The following is an 18,372-nucleotide window of genomic DNA, read 5'->3' on the forward strand; positions in this document are numbered from 1 at the left end:
CCCGTATGACGCAATCCCTAGACCTCGGCGCGGCCCATCGGGTGCGCCTCGATGCGCGGGCCGGCAAGCTTACCGGCCCCACGGCCAATCTTGCCCCGGGGCATGTGCAGGCCAACCTGGCCATCCTGCCCGCCGACGTGGCCAATGATTTTCTGCGCTTCTGCCAGCGCAATCCCAAGCCATGCCCGCTGCTGGCCGTGTCCGAACCCGGCGATCCTTCTCTGCCTGCGCTCGGAAAGGATATCGATGTGTGCAGCGACATTCCGCGCTACCGGGTGTGGCGCGACGGCCATCTGGTCGACGAGCCCACCGATGTCCGCGCGCTGTGGCGCGATGACCTGGTGGCCTTCCTGATCGGCTGTTCGTTTTCGTTCGAAGAAGCCATGATCGACAACGGTCTGCCGGTGCGCCATATCGAGCAAGGCTGCAACGTGCCCATGTATCGCACGTCCATAGCCACCGAGCCGGCGGGGCCGTTCCATGGGCCGCTGGTTGTGTCGATGCGCCCGCTCAAGGCCGCGGATGCGATCCGCGCCATCCAGGTCACCTCGCGCTTTCCTTCGGTGCACGGTGCGCCCGTGCATCTGGGCGACCCATCCCTGATCGGCATCCGCGATATCCACCAGCCCGATTATGGCGACGCGGTAGAGATACGGCCCGGTGAAATTCCGGTGTTCTGGGCCTGCGGCGTCACGCCGCAGTCGGTAGTGGCCGCCGTGCAGCCCGAGTTCTGCATCACGCACGCCCCCGGGCACATGCTGGTAACCGACCTGCTCAACAGCCGCATGGCCGTGCTGTAGCGGGGCAGGGGCATCGCCGACGTCCGGATTCTGCCCCCGCATGCCGGCGGCCCACGTCGTTTCTTCAGCCGTGATGGTGTCTGACACCCTGCGGGAGTCAGACACCTGCAAGCCCATCAGTGCAGCCCCAAAACAAAGGTGTCTGACTCCCGCAGGGAGTCAGACACCCCCAAGCCCATCGCTGCAGCTCCAAAAGAAAGGTGTCTGACTCCCACAGGGTGTCAGACACCCGCAAGCCCATCACTGCAGCCCCAAAAGAAAGGTGTCTGACACCCACAGGGTGTCAGACACCCGCAAGCCCATCACTGCAGCCCCAAAAGAAAGGTGTCTGACACCCTGCGGGAGTCAGACACCTGCAAGTCCATCCCTGCAGCCCCAAAAGAAAGGTGTCTGACTCCCTGTGGGTGTCAGACACCCGCAAGCCCATCGCTGCAGCCCCAAAAAGAAAGGTGTCTGACTCCCTGTGGGTGTCAGACACCCGCAAGCCCATCACTGCAGCCCCAAAAGAAAGGTGTCTGACTCCCGCAGGGAGTCAGACACCCGCAAGCCCATCACTGCAGCCCCAAAAGAAAGGTGTCTGACTCCCGCAGGGAGTCAGACACCCGCAAGCCCATCACTGCAACCTCAAAAGAAAGGTGTCTGACTCCCGCAGGGTGTCAGACACCCGCAAGCCCATCGCTGCAGCCCCAAAAGAAAGGTGTCTGACTCCCGCAGGGTGTCAGACACCGGGACATGCAATGATGCGCGTGGCGGACGGCCTGCTTACATCCGCATATGCTGAGGCAGCCAGGTGGCGATGCCCGGCACGATATACAAGAGCAGCACGGCCACGATCATCAGCGCGAACATCGGCAGCGACGCTCGCGCGATGTAGGGCAGTTCGCGGCCGGTCATGCCCGACAGTACGAACAGGTTGAAGCCCACCGGCGGCGTGATCTGCGCCATTTCTACCACGAACACCACGAATATGCCGAACCAGATCAGGTCGATGCCCGCCGCCTGCACAGTCGGCAACAACACCCCCATGGTCAGCACCACGATGGAAATTCCGTCGAGGAAGCAGCCCAGCACGATGAAGAACACCATCAACGCTACGATCAGCCAGAACTGCGACAGGCCCAGGCCGCCGATCCACTCGGCCAGCGTGCGCGGCAGGCCGATGTAGCCCATGGCCAGGGTCAGGAACTGCGCGCCGGCCAGAATCAGCGCGATCATGCAGTACAGGCGCGTGGCGCCGGACAGTGACTGCGTGAATGACTTGATCGTCAGCGACCCTTGCGTAAGAGACAGCAGCAGCGCGCCCACCACGCCGATGGCTGCGGCCTCGGTGGCGGTGGCAATGCCCATGTAGATCGAACCCAGCACTGCCGCGATCAGCAACAGCACCGGTATCAAGTGTCGTGCCTGATACAGCTTCTGGCCCAGCGTCATGGACTGGTCCGCGGCAGGGACCTTGTCCGGGTTGCGCCATGCCCACCACGCGATATAGCCCATGAACAAGGCGGCCAGCACGATGCCCGGCACGATGCCCGCGATGAACAGCCGCGCAATGGACACGTCGGCCGCCACCCCATACACGATCATGATGATCGACGGCGGAATCAGCAGCCCCAGCGTGCCCGCGCCGGACAGCGTGCCCAGGACTTTGTCTTCGGGGTAGCCGCGGCGCTTGAGTTCCGGAATGGTCATCTTGCCCACGGTAGCGACGGTGGCTGCCGAGGAACCCGATACCGCTGCGAAGATCGCGCAGCCGATCACGTTGGTATGCAGCAGCCGGCCGGGCAGGCGATTGAGCCATGGAGCCAGGCCCTTGAACAGGTCTTCGGACAACCGGGTTCGGAACAGGATCTCGCCCATCCAGAGAAACAGGGGCAGGGCCGTCAACGTCCAGCTCGATGCCGCGCCCCAGATCGTGACCGCCATGGCGTCTCCGGCCGGGCGGCTCGAAAAAATCTCCATGCCTATCCACGCGGTGCCGGCCAGCGTCAGCCCGACCCACACACCGCATCCCAGCAAAGTGAAGATCGAAATGACCAGCAGGGTAATTACCAGGACTTCATTCATGGGTTTGCTGAGATGAGGGGGCGGGCAGGCCCCGCAGGCGGCGCACCAGTTCGTCGACCAGCGATACCAGGAACAGGAAGGTGCCCACGGCCATGGAGATCTGCGGAATCCAGAGCGGCGTGGCGTCGTTGGCGGTGGAAATGTCGTTATAGAGGTGCGAGTCGTAGACCAGCTTGGCGCTGAAATACGCGAACGCAGCTGCCAGCACGGTGCCCACCGCCAGGGCGAAGATATCCAGGCGCCGGCCGTTGCGCTCGGCCAGCGAGTTCAACAGCAGGGTGACGCGGATATGTTCGCCGTGCTTGAAGGTGGTGGCCAGCGCCAGGAAACCGGCGGCGGCCATGAAGTAGCCCGCGTAGGCATCGGTGCCGGGAATGTTCCAGCCCATCTGGCGCGCCACGATGGCGGCCAGCACCGAGGCCAGCACGCCGATCATGCATACGCCGGCCAACAGGCCGGCGATGCCGTACAAAGTGTCGAGAAATCGGCGCATGGGTGATTACATCTTGCGATACGCGTCGACCATGGCTTTGCCGTCCGGGCCGGCGCGCTGCAGCCATTCTTCGATCATGCGTTCGCCCACCTTGGTCAGGGCCGATTGCAGCTCAGGCGTGGGGGTGATGATTTCCAGGCCGTTCTTGGTCAGCTCTTGCTGGTACCACTTGTTCTTTTCTTCCGACATCTTCCAGCCGCGCTCTTCAGCCTGTGCGCCGGCCTTCTTCAGCGCTTCCTGCGTGGCGGGATCCAGCGCGTCGAACGCCTTCTTGTTGACGATGATGGCGTTCTTGGGCAGCCAGGCCTGCGTGTCGTACCACTTCTTGATGTATTCGTAGGTCTTGGTGTCGTATCCGGTCGAAGCAGACGACATGTACGAATCGATCACGCCGGTGGCCATGGCCTGGGCCAGTTCGGCCTGTTGCACGGTAACGGGCTGGGCGCCGACCAGTTCGGCGATCTTGGCCGTGACCGGGCTGTAAGCGCGCCACTTCAGGCCTTTCAGGTCATCAATGGTCTTGAGGTCTTTGTTGGCGAAGATGCCCTGCGGGGGCCAGGCCACCGCGTACAGCAGCATCATGCCCTGCGACGCCAGCTTCTTTTCCAGGAAGGGCTTCTGGGCCTGGTACAGCTTGTACGACGCGGGGTAACCGGTGGCCAGGAACGGCAGGCCATCCAGCGCGTACACCGGGTCTTCGTTGGCGAAGTTGGTCAGCAGGATTTCCCCGATCTGCGCCTGGTTGCCTTGCACTGCGCGCTTGATCTCGGGCGCCTTGTACAGCGACGCGTTGTTGTGCAACGTGATCTTCAGCTTGCCGTTGGACAGCGAGTCCACCTCTTTGGCGAATTCGACCAGGTTCTCGACGTGGAAGTTGCTGGCAGGGTAGGCCGTGGGCAGGTCCCAGGTGGTCTGGGCGGCGGCGCCGGCACTGAAGGCCAGCGCAATGCTGCCGGCGAACAGGGAAAGAAATTTTTTCATGAGAAATCCCCTTATAGCGACTCATGGGCGCATGCCTGGCGGCTTGCGCGAAAGACCCCGTGGCATGCCTGCCGCGGTTTTGTAGAAACCGTGCAATTCTAAGGCGCACACAGCGCGCACAGGCCGCAGATTGGCGCGCTTAGGGTAATTCCTAGGGGCTGGCCGTGTGCGCCGCGCGCACGCCACGAGCCTTGTCGCCAATGCTTGATGCTTGAAGCAAGCGGCCAGGCGCCAAAATTATATGTTGATAAAACGTTGATAAATTATTAGTATTTTCTCTGCATCGATTTCGCGGAAATTTCGCTTATGCCCAATCAGATCATCGCCTCGTCCGCCCACCTGGTCAGCCGCCGTGCGCCTGACCTGTCCGAAGTGGAATTCGGCCTGATGATTGCGGGCCATGCGTTCGAACGCTGGATCGTGCGCTGCATGGCGGCGGCGGGTTTGCCCGACCTTACCGCCAACGACGTCATGGTGCTGCACCACGTCCATCACCGCCAGCGCAGCAAGAAGCTCGCCGACATCTGCTTCACGCTCAACATCGAAGACACGCACATCGTCAACTATTCGCTCAAGAAGCTCGAACGCCTGGGCATCGTCGCCGGCGAGCGCAACGGCAAGGAAGTGTTCTACAGCGTGACCGACGAGAGCGCGTCCTATATCAAGCGCTATACCGAGATCCGCGAACAATGTCTGATCGACGGGCTGGAGGCGGGCTCGCCATCGGGCGTGGAGTTCAATCGTCAACTGGCCAAGACGCTGCGCGCGCTGTCGGGGCTGTATGACCAGGCCGCCCGCGCGGCGACCTCGCTTTAATCATCAGGCAACCCGGTGGCGCAGCGTGCGCGGCCGGGGATATCTACCTTCTGAGGACACTATGAAGTGGCAATTCTGGATTGACCGTGGGGGCACGTTTACCGACATCGTGGCCCGCCGCCCCGACGGCGGCACCGCGACGGCAAAGCTGTTGTCGGAAAACCCCGAGCAATACCGCGACGCGGCCGTGGCGGGCATCCGCCGGCTGCTGGGGCTGTTGCCCGGTCAACCGGTGCCCGCCGAACAGGTCGAATGCGTGAAAATGGGCACCACCGTGGCCACCAACGCGCTGCTCGAACGCAAGGGCGAACGCACGCTGCTGGTGACCACCCGCGGGTTCCGCGACGCTTTGCGCATTGCGTACCAGAACCGGCCGCGCCTGTTCGACCGCAACGTGTTGTTGCCCGAGATGCTGTACGAAAGCGTGGCCGAGGCCGACGAGCGCGTCGATGCCGACGGCACGGTAGTGCGCGGCCTTGACGAAGACGGCCTGCGCCAGAGCCTGCGGCAAGCGTATGACAGCGGCATACGTGCCGTGGCCATTGTGTTCATGCATGCCTGGCATGCGCCGGCGCACGAACAGCGCGCCGCGGCGCTGGCCCGCGAGATCGGCTTTACGCAGGTGTCCGCGTCGCACGAAGTCAGCCCGCTGATCAAGTTCGTGTCGCGGGGCGATACGACCGTGGTCGATGCTTATCTTTCGCCCATTCTCAAGCGCTACGTCGACCAGGTGGCGTCCGAGCTGCCCGGCATCCGCCTGATGTTCATGCAGTCCAGCGGCGGCCTGACCGATGCACATCGCTTCCGCGGCAAGGACGCCATCTTGTCCGGCCCGGCGGGCGGCATCGTGGGCATGGTGCGCACCAGCGAACTGGCGGGCTTCAAGCAAGTTATCGGCTTCGACATGGGCGGCACGTCCACCGACGTATCTCACTATGCCGGCGAGTTCGAGCGCGAGTTCGAAACCCTGGTGGCCGGCGTGCGCATGCGCGCGCCCATGATGAGCATCCACACCGTGGCGGCGGGCGGCGGTTCGATCCTGCATTTTGACGGCGCCCGCCTGCGCGTGGGGCCTGATTCGGCGGGCGCCAACCCCGGTCCGGCGTGCTATCGCCGGGGCGGGCCTCTGGCCGTCACGGACTGCAACGTGCTGTTGGGCAAGATCCAGCCTGACTTCTTTCCCCGCGTGTTCGGGGCGGGCGCCGACGAGCCGCTGGACCGCGAGGCCGTGCAACGCGGCTTCGAGGCCATGGCAGCCGAGGTGCGCACCGCCACGGGCCGCGACATGACCCCCGAGCAATTGGCCGAAGGGTTCCTGGAAATTGCCGTAGGCAATATGGCAGAGGCCATCAAGCGCATTTCGGTGCAGCGCGGCCACGACGTGACGGAATACGCGCTCACGGTGTTCGGCGGCGCGGGCGGCCAGCATGCCTGCCTGGTGGCCGATGCGCTGGGCATGACCACGGTGTTCGCGCACCCCCTGGGCGGCGTGCTGTCGGCCTATGGCATGGGGCTGGCCGACCAGGCCGACATGCGGCAGAAAACGGTAGAGAAAGTGCTGGACGAGGCGCTGGTGGCGCAATTGCAGGCCGAACTGCAAGAACTGGCCGATCAGGCGCGCGGCGAATTGCTGCGCCAGCACGTGCCGGCAGAGCAGATCCGGGTGCAGCACCGCCTGCACGTCAAATATCGCGGCACCGACACCGCGCTCGAAATACCCTATGGCAGCCTGGCGCAGGTGCGGCAGGACTTCGAGTCCGCGTATCGCCAGCGCTACTCGTTCCTGATGCCCGATCGCGAACTGGTGGTCGAGACGATTTCGGTCGAAGCCACCGGCGGCGGAGAGGCCGCGCACGAGACACCGCCGCAGCGCCAGCGCGCCGGCGCGCCGCAGCCGCGCCAGACCGTGCAGATGTACGGGCAGGGCGCATGGCGCGACACGCCGCTGTATGTGCGCGCAGACCTGGTGCCCGGCGACGTGCTGCCGGGGCCTGCGATCATCTCCGAACCGAACCAGACCACCGTGGTCGAGCCGGGCTGGCAGGCGCACCTTACCGAGCTGGACCACATCGTGCTCCGGCGTGTCCAGGCGCGTCCGGAACGCCGCGCCGTGGGCACGCAGGCCGATCCCGTCATGCTGGAAGTGTTCAACAACCTGTTTATGTCCATTGCCGAGCAGATGGGCTACCGGCTGCAGAACACGGCGTACTCGGTCAACATCAAAGAGCGCCTGGATTTTTCCTGCGCCATTTTCGACGCCGATGGCAACCTGATCGCCAACGCCCCGCACATGCCGGTGCACCTGGGCTCGATGGGAGAATCCATCAAGACCATTATGCAGGCCAACGCGGGCCGCATGCAGCCCGGCGACGCCTACGTCGTGAACGATCCATACCATGGCGGCACGCACCTGCCCGACGTAACGGTCATCACGCCGGTGTTCGATCGGGATGGCCGCGAGATTCTGTTCTTCGTGGGGTCGCGCGGCCACCATGCCGACATCGGCGGCACCACGCCCGGCTCGATGCCCCCCGATTCCAGGACGGTGCAAGACGAGGGAGTGCTGTTCACCAACTTCCAGCTGGTGCGCGATGGCGAGTTCCGCGAAGCCGCCGCGCGCGAGATCCTTGGCTCGGGCCGCTGGCCGGCGCGCAATCCCGATCAGAACATCGCCGACCTGCACGCGCAGATCGCCGCCAACGAGAAGGGCGTGCAGGAACTGCTGCGCATGTGCGAGCACTTCGGGCTGGACGTGGTACGCGCCTACATGGGTCATGTGCAGGACAACGCCGAAGAGGCTGTGCGCCGCGTGATTTCCGTCCTGAAGGACGGCAGCTACGAGTACCCGCTGGATAATGGCGCGGTCATTCGCGTGGCGGTACGGGTCGACCGGCAGGCGCGTACTGCGGTGGTCGATTTCACCGGCACGTCGGCGCAATTGGACAATAACTTCAATGCGCCCGGCGCCATCGCCGTGGCCGCCGTGCTGTATGTGTTCCGCACCATGGTCGATGACGATATTCCGCTGAACGCCGGCTGCCTGAAACCGCTGGAGATCATCGTGCCGGAAGGCTCGATGCTGCGTCCCAAGCCGCCGGCCTCCGTGGTGGCGGGCAACGTCGAAACCTCGATGTGCATCGTCAATGCGCTGTATGGCGCCTTGGGGGTGTTGGCCGCCAGCCAGGGCACCATGAACAACTTCACGTTCGGCAACGCACGCTACCAGTACTACGAAACCATCTCGGGCGGCACCGGCGCAGGCCCCCTGCGCATCGACGCAACAGGCCCGCGCGACGAGGGTTTCGGGGGGACGTCCGTGGTGCAGGCGCACATGACAAACTCGCGGCTTACCGATCCCGAAGTGCTGGAACTGCGCTTTCCGGTACGTCTGGAATCGTACGAGATCCGTCCCGGTTCGGGCGGCGCAGGCAGGTATCGGGGCGGCGACGGCGGTGTGCGGCGTGTGCGCTTTCTGGAAGACATGACCGCCGCCATCCTGTCCAACAACCGCGTGCACGCGCCGTTCGGCCTGGCCGGCGGCAGCCCGGGGCAGGTGGGCCGCAACTACATCGAGCGCGCCGATGGCAGTGTGCAAGTCCTGGGCCCTCAGGACAGCGCCGAACTCAAGGCCGGCGACGTATTTGTCGTCGAAACCCCGGGAGGCGGCGGGTACGGGCAGCCATAGACACGCCGGCTCGCCTGCCGGGCAGAGTCAGGCATCCAGGGCGGGGAGGAGCATCGTCAGGTGTCTGACACCGCCGGTGCCTGGATGGTATCTGACACCCTGGCGGGAGTCAGACACCGACGGCAGGGGCGGGGCATGGTCAGGTGTCTGACTCCCGCAGGGTGTCTGACACCGCTGGTACGTGAGTGGTGTCTGACACGCGCCGGGACCTGAATGGTGTCTGACACCCTGGCGGGAGTCAGACACCGAGGGCGGGGCGGGGGCATGGTGAGGTGTCTGACTCCCGCAGGGTGTCTGACACCGCTGGTACGTGAATGGTGTCTGACACGCGCCGGGACCTGAATGGTGTCTGACACCCTGGCGGGAGTCAGACACCGAGGGCAGGGGCGTGGGCATGGTCAGGTGTCTGACTCCCGCAGGGTGTCTGACACCGCTGGTACGTGAATGGTGTCTGACACCGGGCGTCAATTTACGCGACGACGATTTCCTGTGTGGCTTTGGGCTTGCGGTCGTAGATGCGCAGGGTGACGTGATCGTCGTCCAGCTCGAACACGGCGGTGGCCAGGGTATTTTCTTCGTCGGGGTCGTCGGGCGCGCGGCGCAGTATGGGCAGCGGGCCTTCGCAGTCATGCAGCGCGCCGACCAGTTCGGCTTCGCCCGATTGCTCGTTCCACGTGTCCACCAGCGTATCGATGCGATTCTGCCGCGCGCGCGACGACTCGGTGATGAGCTGCGGAACATCCTGCGTGCCCTGGTGGATGGCGTGATTGGCATGGCCGTAGCGGCGTGCCACGGTCTCCACCGAACACGCGCCCGGCGTAGCTTCCACGCTGAGCAGGCGGTCGTCGCCCGCCGCGCCCAGGGTATGGTGAAAGCCGCCCGCGCGGGGCATATGCGCCAGCAGATCGGCCGCCTGATCCAGGCTGGTGCAGTCGAGCACCGCCCGCGCCAGGAACATGCGGGGCACCCCTGCGCGGCGAGCGCGGATACGCAGGTTATTGATCGTTTGCACCACCCCTGCGCGGCTGGCGCCGAACGTGTGTCCGGGCAGCGAGCCCGGGTAGTAAAAACTGACATAGCCCGGCGCCCCCGCCGGCCGTACGTCCACGACGTGGCAACGCCCATACAGATACGGGTCGCCGTCTTCGTTGTGTGCGATCCAGCGTTTGCCGCCGGACGATTGCAGGGCCACCGACGTGCAGCCGTCGGCGCTCTTGTGCAGCAGGTCGCCGCGGCAATGCCACAGCAACAGATCGTCGGCCGGCATGCGCAGCCCCTCGGCCAGGCCTTCGAACTCTTCCCAGATCTCGGGCAGCGCCTCCTGCACATGGCCCGCCAGTTCCTGCAGATACGCATGGCCGCGCCACGGGCGCAAGGCGTGCCACGTGGCGTTCTGCTCCAGGTATGCGGACATCAGCGGACGAGCCAGCTTGCCCAGCGCCTGGCCGGTTTCACGGCGGGTGCCGGCGATGTGTACAGGTTTGTATGGCATGGCGAATCTCCCGGGGATGATCCGATTGTAATTATCGTAGCCGTGCCTGCCATGGGGACAGATGAGTTAAGATGAACCGCCGGGCGCCCGGTGATCCGCTTGTGGCGCCCTCTGTGCGGGCCGGCAGGGGCCGGCCCTCTCTATGCCTCTACAGGAGAATATCGATGATCAAGCGCAAAATCGCTGCTGCGCTGGTAGGCCTGGGCCTGATCGGCATCATGGCTACTGCCTCCGCGCAAGACAAGGAACTGATCGTGGCGACCGACACGGCCTTCGTTCCCTTCGAGTTCAAGCAGGGCAATACTTATACCGGCTTTGACATCGATCTGTGGGCCGCCATCGCCAAGGAACTGAACCTGAAGTACAAGCTTCAGCCGATGGACTTCAACGGCATCATTCCGGGCCTGCAAACCCGCAACATCGACGTCGCGCTGGCCGGCATCACGATCCGCGACGACCGCAAACAGGTCATCGATTTTTCCGATCCCTATTACGAGAGCGGCCTGGCCATCCTGGTGGCCGACAATAACAACGACATCAAGGCCGCCAAAGACCTGGCCGGCAAGGACGTGGCCGTGAAAACCGGCACCGCCACCGTCGACTTCATGAAGAAGCAGGTTCCCGAGGCCAAGCTGCGCCTGTTTCCGAATATCGACAACGCGTATCTGGAACTGGCAACGGGCCGCGTGGATGCGGCTGTGCACGATACGCCCAACGTGCAGTATTACGCCAACACTGCCGGCAAGGGCCGCGTGAAAGTGGTGGGCACCGTCAAGAGCGGCGACTTCTACGGTATAGCCTTTCCCAAGGGCAGCGACCTGGTGGCCAAAGTGAACCAGGCGCTCGCCACCCTGAAGTCCAACGGCCAGTACGACGCCATCTATACCAAGTGGTTCGGCAAGCAGCCCTGAGCGCTGTTGTTGCGGCATAACCGGCCGGCGTAGCCGCTAGCGTATGCGCCGACCCCCCCGGGGCGCCGTGGGCGTCCCGGGGACACCATACAAGGGAACGAGCGTGCAATTCGACTGGTCTGTCATCTGGGCATCTATGCCCAATCTGCTTGACGGCACACTGATGACCGTCAAGATCACGTTCTGGGGGCTGGTGGGCGGTTTCGTGCTTGGCGCCGTGGCGGGCGTATGCCGCGCCTATGGGCCGCGCCTGCTGTCGGCCGTGGCGCAAGTCTATGTCGCGGTCATCCGCGGCACGCCCATCGTCGTGCAGGTCATGTTCATTTATTTCGCGCTGCCGCTGATGGTGCCCGGATTGCGCATCGATGCAGTGTGGGCAGCCATCGCAACCCTGATCATCAATTCGGGGGCCTATATCGCCGAAATCGTGCGCGGCTCGCTGCTGTCGGTGCACAAGGGCCTGAAAGAAGCGGGGCAGGCCATGGGCCTGCCGTTCTACAAGATACTGCTGCACATCATCGGGCCGGTGGCTTTCCGCCGCATGATTCCGCCGCTGGGCAACCAGTGCATCATCAGCCTGAAAGACTCGTCGCTGTTCATTGTGATCGGCGTGGCCGAACTGACCCGCCAGGGTCAGGAAATCATGGCAAGCAACTTCCGCGCGGTCGAGATCTGGTCCGCCGTGGCCATCATCTACTTGATCCTCACCGGCGCACTGGCCCTGGCCCTGCGCCTGGTCGAGAAAAGGATGCGCATTCTATGAGCATGGTCGAATTCCGCAACGTCACCAAACGCTTTGGCGAGTCCACCGTGCTCGACGGCATCTCTTTGAATATCGATGCCGGCGAAGTCGTGGTGGTGGTGGGGCCGTCCGGTTCGGGCAAGTCGACGTTCCTGCGCTGCATCAACGTGCTGGAAACCATCGAGGGCGGCGACCTGCTGGTGGATGGCCAGAGTGTCAAGGGGCCGGCCGCCCAGGTGCGTGCCATTCGCCGCGAGGCCGGCATGGTGTTCCAGCAGTTCAATCTGTTTCCGCAGATGACCGCGCTGGAAAACGTCATGTTCGGGCCCGTGCACACCCGCGGCGCTACGCGCCAGGAGGCGCGCCGGCAGGCCGAGGAACTGCTGGGCAAGGTGGGCCTGGCCGAGCGCATGAACCATTATCCGTCGGAGCTCTCGGGCGGCCAGCAGCAGCGCGTGGCCATTGCCCGGGCCCTGGCCATCAAGCCCAAGCTGATGCTGTTCGACGAGCCCACGTCCGCGCTCGACCCCGAATTGCGTCATGAAGTGCTGAAGGTGATGCGGGATCTGGCCGAAGAAGGGATGACCATGGTGGTCGTCACGCACGAGATGGAGTTCGCGCGCAGGGTAGGCAGCCGGCTGATTTTCATCGACGGGGGCAAGGTGGCTCATGACGGGCCGCCCGCCGAATTGCTGTCCAACCCGCCGAGCCAGCGCCTGCGCGATTTCCTGCAGCACGTGGCGTAAAGGCGCAAAGGCCGCGGCGTACGCGGCTAGCCCTTCACGCGCACTATTTTCTGTACCTGGGGCACATGCCGGATGGCGCGGATGACTTGCGCCAGATGCTTGCGGCTGTCGACCTGGATGGTCAGGTGCAGCGACACGGTAGACACGGCATCGTCGTGCATGGTGATCTGCACGATATTGGCGTCGGCCGCCGTGACTTCCGCAGCCAGCCTGCCCAGCACGCCGCGCTCATTGCGGGTGATGACGTCGAGCCGCGTTGAAAGGTGCTTGGCGGTCTGAGAGTCCCATGCCACCCCGACCCAGCGTTCGGGTTCGCGCGAGCGCTGGCGCACGGCGATCGGGCAGTCGGCGGTATGCACCACCAGCCCGTGGCCCAGGCGCAGGCCGCCCACGATGGGGTCGCCCGGCAGGGGGCCACAGCATGGCGCCAGTTGCACGGCCTGGCCTTCGTTGCCCTGGATCAGAATTGGCGCGCTGCGCGCAGAGGTTATTTCGTCTACGTCGGCGGCAGTGGTGGCCACCAGTTGGTGCTCGGGCGCAAAGCGCCGCGCCACCACCGTGGCCAGCCGCTTGCCCAGCCCGATGTCGGCCAGGATCTCGTCGCGCGAACTCGCGCCCGTACTGCGCGCCAGCTTTTGCCAGGTGGGGTCGTCGGCGGCCGGCAGTTCCAGGTGCAGTTCCTGCAGGGCCTGCTCGAGCAGGCGTTCGCCGAACGCCACGGACTCTTCGTACTTGACCGTGCGCAGGTAATGGCGGATTTCCGAACGCGCGCGGCCGGTGCGCACGTAATTGAGCCACTGGGCATTGGGGCGGGAAGCAGGCGAGGTGATGATCTCGACTGCGTCGCCACTGCTCAGCTCGGTGCGCAGCGGAACGAATTCGTTGTTGACCTTGGCCGCCACGGCCTGGTTGCCGATATCGGTATGGATGGCATACGCGAAATCAACCGGCGTGGCGCCACGCGGCAGCGAGATGATCTTGCCGCGCGGGGTGAATACATAGACGGCATCCGGGAACAAGTCGACCTTGACGTGCTCGAGGAATTCGCCGGAATCGCCAGTCTGGCTCTGGATGTCGAGCAGCGACTGCAGCCACTGGTGCGTGCGCTTCTGAAGGTCGTTGAGCGACACGTCGGCGCTTTTGTACAGCCAGTGCGACGCCACGCCTTCTTCGGCAATGTGATGCATGTCGCGCGTGCGGAACTGGAATTCCACGGGCGTGCCGTACGGCCCCACCAGCGTGGTGTGCAGCGACTGGTAGCCGTTGACCTTGGGAATGGCGATGTAGTCTTTGAACTTGCCCGGCACCGGCCGGTACAGCTGGTGCAGCGTGCCCAGGGCCAGGTAGCACTCGGGCAGCGTGTGCACGATGACCCGAAAACCGTAGATGTCGAGCACTTCGGAAAACGACTTTTTCTGCTCGACCATCTTGGAATAGATGCCGTACAGCGTTTTTTCGCGCCCTGTAACCTCGGCTTCGATGCCGGCGGCGGGGAGGGCGGCGCATACCGCGTCGCCGATCTTGCTGATGACTTCGCGGCGGTTGCCGCGCGCGGCCAGCACCGCCTTGTACAGTACTTGGTAGCGGTTGGGATACATGGCCGCGAAACACAAGTCCTGCAGTTCGCGAAACAACACGTTCAGGCCCAGGCGGTTTGCGATGGGCGCGTAGATTTCCAGTGTTTCGCGGGCGATGCGGCGGCGCTTTGCCGGATTGACTGCATCCAGCGTGCGCATGTTGTGCAGGCGATCGGCCAGCTTGATGAGGATGACGCGCACGTCGCGCGCCATGGCCAGGAGCATCTTGCGAAAGCTCTCGGCCTGCTGCTCGGCCTTGGTGGCGAAATCGAGCCGGTCGAGCTTGGACAGGCCATCTACGAGTTCGGCGACTTCGGGGCCGAACTTTTCTGCCAGTTCCTGCTTGGTGACGCCCTGGTCTTCAATGACGTCGTGCAACAGCGCGGCCGAGAGTGCGTTGGCGTCGAGCTTCCAGCCTGCGCAGATTTCGGTGACCGCGATGGGGTGCGATATATAAGGAGACCCGCTGGCCCGGAATTGCCCCAGGTGCGCCTGGTCGGCATAGCGGTACGCCTCGCGCACCCGTTCGACATCTTTTTTGTCGAGATAGCTCGAGATGATTTCGGTAAGCGGCGCCAGCGAGGCGACGGGCGACGAACCCGCCGCAGCGTCGTCGGGCGCATCCGCAGGCGCGGTCCGGGCAGCCGGTGTGCCTTTTTTGCCGGGGCGCCGCCCCAGCCGGGACCCTGCGCGCAATGCCGCGAGCAGGCCCGTGGAAGCATACTTCAGCCGGGGAAAAGCCATGTTGCCGCCCCCTGGCCTCGATCAGGTCGGGACTTTACGCAGCATTTCCAGGCCGGTGTGGCCGCCGGCGATTTCGCGCAAGGCGGTGACGGTGGGCTTGTCTTTGCTGTCGATGCGCGGGGCATGGCCTTGCGCCAGTTCGCGGGCGCGATAGGTGGCCGCCAGCGTCAGCTTGAAGCGGTTGGGAATCTGGTTCAGACAGTCTTCGACGGTAATTCGGGCCATGGATTGCACCTGGAACGTTTTCTGGAAATGAGTAAGTCGCTTCAGTGCGCCGCCGGAATGCCCAACTGGGCGAACAGGGGCGCGTGGCGGACCGCCTGAGACGAAAAACGTAGCCGGGCGGCGCTGATGATCTGCGAAAGTTCCGCCAAGGCTACGCTAAATTCTTGATTAATAATAACATATTCGCATTCCGGCGCGTGAGCGATTTCGCCGCCCGCCGCCAGCAGGCGGCGCGCTATCACCGAGGGGGCGTCCTGGCCCCGCGCCTTCAGGCGATTTTCGAGTTCTTCGATTGACGGAGGCAGGATGAAGATGCCGATGGCCTGCGGATATTGCTGGCGAACCTGGCGCGCGCCCTGCCAGTCGATTTCGAGCAGCACGTCTTTGCCCGCACGGGTGGACTGCTCGATCAAGTCGCGCGGCGTGCCGTAGAAGTTGCCATGGACTTCTGCCCATTCCAGCAACTGGTGGTCGCGACGCAGTGTTTCGAACTGCTCGACGGAAATGAACCGGTATTCCCGTCCGTCGACCTCGCCCTGGCGAGGCGCGCGCGTGGTGCACGACACGGACAGGACCAGGGACTTGTCGCTGTCGAGCAGCGCCCTGACCAGGCTGGACTTGCCGGCGCCGCTGGGGGCCACGACCATGAAAACGTTGCCGGGGTGTTCGGACATGAGTAGGAAGGCAGACAGATAAGAGGCGAAGAATAGCAAACCATGCCGGCGACAGGGCGATCGCGCCTGTGGGCGGCAACCCAAATATTATAGGCAGTGCCCGGGCCGCCCGGCCGGGGCCGGTCAAGGGCGCTTGCAATCCTGCGCCGCCAATTGCGTTAGGATTGCGCGGTTCCTTCATAGGGAGAAACTGATGCAGTCGAATGAACACTCGGGCGCACGCGTCGCCTTGGTAACCGGCGCCGGCACAGGCATCGGCCGCGCCGTGGCGTTGGAATTCCTGGCCCAGGGCTATCGCGTCGTGCTGGCGGGCCGCCGCCGCGAATTGCTGGAGCAGACCCGCACAGCGGCGGGCGACGATGGCGTACGGGCGCTGGTGGTGCCCGCCGATGTCTGCGACGAGCAGGCAGTGCGCCAGTTGTTCGATGAAACCCAGCGGGCCTACGGCCGCCTGGATGTACTGTTCAACAACGCCGGCCGCAACGCTCCGGCCGTGCCTATCGAAGACCTGCCCGTCGATACCTGGCGTGAAGTGGTCGACGTCAACCTGACCGGCATGTTCCTGTGCGCGCAAGCCGCCATCCGGCTCATGAAGGCGCAACAGCCCCAGGGCGGCCGCATCATCAACAATGGTTCGATCTCGGCGCACGCGCCGCGGCCGTTCTCGATCGCCTATACGGCGACCAAGCATGCCGTCACCGGGCTGACCAAGTCGATTTCGCTGGATTGCCGCAGCTATGGCATCGCCTGCGGGCAGATCGATATCGGCAATGCCGCCACCGACATGACGCAGCGCATGGCCGAGGGCATCCTGCAGGCCGACGGCGCCAAGCGGGTGGAGCCGCGCATGGACGTCGCGCACGTGGCGCAGGCGGTGCTGTCGATGGCCAGCCTGCCGCTGGACGCCAACGTGCAATTCATGACCATCATGGCGACCAACATGCCGTTCGTGGGCCGCGGCTGACCTTGCGGTAGCCCGCGCAACAAAAACCCCCGCAAGCGCTGCCGCCTGCGGGGGTTTTTGCTGGAAGCGCCGGTCAGGCGGCGCAGCTTATATAGACGCGAACCACAGCGCGCCAAACATGACCACACCGGAACCCACCAGGGTCACCATGGTGTAGCCCAGGATGTCGCGCATCTTCAGGCCCGCGATGGCCAGGATGGGCAGGGCCCAGAAGGGCTGCAGCATGTTGGTCCACTGGTCGCCATAGGCCACGGCCATGATGGCGATGGCCGGATCCACGTTCAGCTGGCGGGCGGCCTCGAGCATGATGGGGCCTTGCACGGCGAACTGGCCGCCGCCGGACGGCACGAAGAAGTTCACGATGCCGGCCGACAGGAAGGCCAGCATGCCGAAGGTCTGCTGCGTCGAGATCGCGACGAATGCATCCGAGAACAGGGCGATCAGGCCGCTGTGCTGCATGATGCCCAGGATACCGGCGTACAGCGGGAACTGCAGCAGAATTTCGCCCACGCTGGATGCCGCGTTGCGCGTCAGGTGGATGAGCTCAAACACGTTCTTGGTAAAGAGCAGCACCAGGGCCAGCAGCGACCAGTTGACGATGTCCAGCGTAATGGTGCCGCCGCGCGAGAAGTGGATGACCAGGTATGCCACCAGCGCCAGGCCGAAGAGGAACACCAGGATGCGCGAGGCGTCGATGCGGTCGCCCGGCGTGACGACTTCGTACTTCGCTTCGCTGAGCTCTTCGGAACCGACGTCGGCAGGCAGCTCGTACACGCGCGATTCGTCTTTGGGGGCGACCAGCCAGAACAGCACGGCGCACACGATGATGGTCAACGCCACGGCGGCCAGGTTCCACGGCGCGAAGATGGTTTCCGACACCGGGATGGTGGTGCCGCCCAGCGCCTTGGCCAGGAACGAGCCTTCGGTGGCGGCCGTGAGCGGGCCGGAGCCCGAATAACCCATGTGCCAGACGATGAACCCCGAATACCCGGCGGCCACCAGCAGCGGAAAATGCAGCTTGATGCCGCGCTCGCGGCCCTGCACGGCGACTTCGCGGGCCAGCACGGCGCCCGCGATCAGGCCCAGGCCCCAGATGAAGAAGCAGAGCACAGCGCTGATGACGAACACGAACATGTAGGCGGCTGCCGGGCTCGAAGGAACGCGCGCCAGGGCGATGAGCACCTTGCGGACAGGGCCCGTATTGGCAAGGATGTGGCCAAGCAGCAGAATCAGACACATCTGCGTCATGAACGCCAGGATGCCTGACAGGCCGTTGCCCCAGAACCGGACGATGTCGGTCGGCGCGGTGTCGGTCCAGAACAGCGCCATGATGGCCACGATAAGGGTCAGGGCCATGGCGAAGGTCATCGCCGACGGGATCCACCGTTCCAGAAAGTTGTTGATCGGGCCCATCAGTCCGGAAGAACGGGCGCCCGCGTGGTTGCTATGTTGAGACAT

The 18,372-nt window shown here is 64.3% G+C and carries 15 protein-coding genes; 7 read left to right on the forward strand and 8 right to left on the reverse strand.

From position 1 onward, the window contains the following. Nucleotides 1-5 precede the first annotated feature (5 nt). The gene (locus CAL18_RS06035) at nucleotides 6-800 is read left to right on the forward strand and encodes a putative hydro-lyase (protein ID WP_094817515.1); all 795 of its coding nucleotides are present in this window, start codon (nucleotides 6-8) and stop codon (nucleotides 798-800) included. A gap of 762 nt (nucleotides 801-1,562) precedes the next feature. Here CAL18_RS06035 and CAL18_RS06040 read toward each other — a convergent pair. From CAL18_RS06040 to CAL18_RS06050, 3 genes are read right to left on the reverse strand one after another with little or no spacing between them, the layout of a single operon-like run. Continuing rightward, nucleotides 1,563-2,864 (reverse strand): TRAP transporter large permease, encoded by a 1,302-nt coding sequence (locus tag CAL18_RS06040; RefSeq protein ID WP_094817516.1) that lies wholly within the window; start codon nucleotides 2,862-2,864, stop codon nucleotides 1,563-1,565. Continuing rightward, nucleotides 2,857-3,357: a TRAP transporter small permease gene (locus tag CAL18_RS06045; protein ID WP_094817517.1), complete on the reverse strand. Its 501-nt coding sequence runs from the start codon at nucleotides 3,355-3,357 to the stop codon at nucleotides 2,857-2,859. Before CAL18_RS06045 ends, CAL18_RS06040 begins: the two co-directional genes overlap by 8 nt. Before the next feature lie 6 nt (nucleotides 3,358-3,363). Beyond that, entirely contained in the window at nucleotides 3,364-4,338 is a 975-nt protein-coding gene (locus tag CAL18_RS06050; protein ID WP_094817518.1) for a TRAP transporter substrate-binding protein, read from the reverse strand. A 306-nt stretch (nucleotides 4,339-4,644) separates the two neighbouring features. Between CAL18_RS06050 and CAL18_RS06055 the strand changes: the two genes are divergently transcribed. Beyond that, the gene (locus tag CAL18_RS06055; protein ID WP_094817519.1) at nucleotides 4,645-5,154 is read left to right on the forward strand and encodes a winged helix DNA-binding protein; all 510 of its coding nucleotides are present in this window, start codon (nucleotides 4,645-4,647) and stop codon (nucleotides 5,152-5,154) included. Nucleotides 5,155-5,215: 61 nt separating this feature from the next. Then, nucleotides 5,216-8,839, forward strand: coding sequence for a hydantoinase B/oxoprolinase family protein (locus CAL18_RS06060; protein WP_094796459.1), 3,624 nt, complete (start codon nucleotides 5,216-5,218; stop codon nucleotides 8,837-8,839). 469 nt (nucleotides 8,840-9,308) lie between these two features. On the opposite strand, the gene CAL18_RS06065 is transcribed toward CAL18_RS06060, so the two are convergent. Next, nucleotides 9,309-10,331 carry a C45 family autoproteolytic acyltransferase/hydolase gene (locus CAL18_RS06065; RefSeq protein ID WP_026641266.1) on the reverse strand — a complete coding sequence of 341 codons (1,023 nt, stop codon included), beginning with the start codon at nucleotides 10,329-10,331 and terminating at the stop codon, nucleotides 9,309-9,311. Between the two features lie 164 nt (nucleotides 10,332-10,495). Here CAL18_RS06065 and glnH point away from each other — a divergent pair, with 164 nt between their 5' ends. From glnH to glnQ, 3 genes are all read left to right on the forward strand, one after another. Continuing rightward, nucleotides 10,496-11,242 carry a glutamine ABC transporter substrate-binding protein GlnH gene (gene glnH, locus CAL18_RS06070; RefSeq protein ID WP_026641267.1) on the forward strand — a complete coding sequence of 249 codons (747 nt, stop codon included), beginning with the start codon at nucleotides 10,496-10,498 and terminating at the stop codon, nucleotides 11,240-11,242. Nucleotides 11,243-11,345: 103 nt separating this feature from the next. Next, on the forward strand, nucleotides 11,346-12,005 hold the full coding sequence (gene glnP / locus CAL18_RS06075; protein WP_026641268.1) for a glutamine ABC transporter permease GlnP: 660 nt from the start codon (nucleotides 11,346-11,348) through the stop codon (nucleotides 12,003-12,005). Further along, a complete protein-coding gene (glnQ, locus tag CAL18_RS06080; RefSeq protein WP_026641269.1) occupies nucleotides 12,002-12,730 on the forward strand; it encodes a glutamine ABC transporter ATP-binding protein GlnQ in 729 nt (242 codons plus the stop codon). The genes glnP and glnQ overlap by 4 nt, the downstream gene beginning before the upstream one ends. 26 nt (nucleotides 12,731-12,756) lie before the next feature. Here glnQ and CAL18_RS06085 read toward each other — a convergent pair whose 3' ends face one another. The 3 genes from CAL18_RS06085 to gmk are packed head-to-tail and all read right to left on the reverse strand — an operon-like array spanning nucleotide 12,757 to nucleotide 15,950. Continuing rightward, a complete protein-coding gene (locus CAL18_RS06085) occupies nucleotides 12,757-15,051 on the reverse strand; it encodes a RelA/SpoT family protein (protein WP_094817520.1) in 2,295 nt (764 codons plus the stop codon). A gap of 21 nt (nucleotides 15,052-15,072) precedes the next feature. Then, nucleotides 15,073-15,276 carry a DNA-directed RNA polymerase subunit omega gene (gene rpoZ, locus CAL18_RS06090; RefSeq protein WP_026641271.1) on the reverse strand — a complete coding sequence of 68 codons (204 nt, stop codon included), beginning with the start codon at nucleotides 15,274-15,276 and terminating at the stop codon, nucleotides 15,073-15,075. Between the two features lie 41 nt (nucleotides 15,277-15,317). Beyond that, nucleotides 15,318-15,950: a guanylate kinase gene (gene gmk / locus CAL18_RS06095; protein WP_094796461.1), complete on the reverse strand. Its 633-nt coding sequence runs from the start codon at nucleotides 15,948-15,950 to the stop codon at nucleotides 15,318-15,320. A gap of 193 nt (nucleotides 15,951-16,143) precedes the next feature. On the opposite strand from gmk, the gene CAL18_RS06100 reads away from it, so the two are divergent. Continuing rightward, on the forward strand, nucleotides 16,144-16,914 hold the full coding sequence (locus CAL18_RS06100) for an SDR family oxidoreductase (protein WP_026641273.1): 771 nt from the start codon (nucleotides 16,144-16,146) through the stop codon (nucleotides 16,912-16,914). An 87-nt stretch (nucleotides 16,915-17,001) separates the two neighbouring features. On the opposite strand, the gene CAL18_RS06105 is transcribed toward CAL18_RS06100, so the two are convergent. After that, nucleotides 17,002-18,372, reverse strand: a complete 1,371-nt coding sequence (locus CAL18_RS06105; protein ID WP_212589925.1) for a short-chain fatty acid transporter — start codon at nucleotides 18,370-18,372, stop codon at nucleotides 17,002-17,004.

The sequence above is a fragment of the Bordetella genomosp. 7 genome, assembly GCF_002261415.1.
Lineage (GTDB): Bacteria > Pseudomonadota > Gammaproteobacteria > Burkholderiales > Burkholderiaceae_B > Bordetella_A.

What these genes read in the sequence shown, in the direction of transcription:
- CAL18_RS06085 (WP_094817520.1), bottom strand. Translation starts at nt 15,051, where the DNA reads ATGGCTTTTCCCCGGCTGAAGTATGCTTCCACGGGCCTGCTCGCGGCA.
- CAL18_RS06100 (WP_026641273.1), top strand. Translation starts at nt 16,144, where the DNA reads ATGCAGTCGAATGAACACTCGGGCGCACGCGTCGCCTTGGTAACCGGC.
- CAL18_RS06035 (WP_094817515.1), top strand. Translation starts at nt 6, where the DNA reads ATGACGCAATCCCTAGACCTCGGCGCGGCCCATCGGGTGCGCCTCGAT.
- CAL18_RS06050 (WP_094817518.1), bottom strand. Translation starts at nt 4,338, where the DNA reads ATGAAAAAATTTCTTTCCCTGTTCGCCGGCAGCATTGCGCTGGCCTTC.
- glnQ (WP_026641269.1), top strand. Translation starts at nt 12,002, where the DNA reads ATGAGCATGGTCGAATTCCGCAACGTCACCAAACGCTTTGGCGAGTCC.
- CAL18_RS06040 (WP_094817516.1), bottom strand. Translation starts at nt 2,864, where the DNA reads ATGAATGAAGTCCTGGTAATTACCCTGCTGGTCATTTCGATCTTCACT.
- gmk (WP_094796461.1), bottom strand. Translation starts at nt 15,950, where the DNA reads ATGTCCGAACACCCCGGCAACGTTTTCATGGTCGTGGCCCCCAGCGGC.
- CAL18_RS06060 (WP_094796459.1), top strand. Translation starts at nt 5,216, where the DNA reads ATGAAGTGGCAATTCTGGATTGACCGTGGGGGCACGTTTACCGACATC.
- rpoZ (WP_026641271.1), bottom strand. Translation starts at nt 15,276, where the DNA reads ATGGCCCGAATTACCGTCGAAGACTGTCTGAACCAGATTCCCAACCGC.
- CAL18_RS06105 (WP_212589925.1), bottom strand. Translation starts at nt 18,372, where the DNA reads ATGTCTCAACATAGCAACCACGCGGGCGCCCGTTCTTCCGGACTGATG.
- CAL18_RS06045 (WP_094817517.1), bottom strand. Translation starts at nt 3,357, where the DNA reads ATGCGCCGATTTCTCGACACTTTGTACGGCATCGCCGGCCTGTTGGCC.
- CAL18_RS06065 (WP_026641266.1), bottom strand. Translation starts at nt 10,331, where the DNA reads ATGCCATACAAACCTGTACACATCGCCGGCACCCGCCGTGAAACCGGC.
- CAL18_RS06055 (WP_094817519.1), top strand. Translation starts at nt 4,645, where the DNA reads ATGCCCAATCAGATCATCGCCTCGTCCGCCCACCTGGTCAGCCGCCGT.
- glnH (WP_026641267.1), top strand. Translation starts at nt 10,496, where the DNA reads ATGATCAAGCGCAAAATCGCTGCTGCGCTGGTAGGCCTGGGCCTGATC.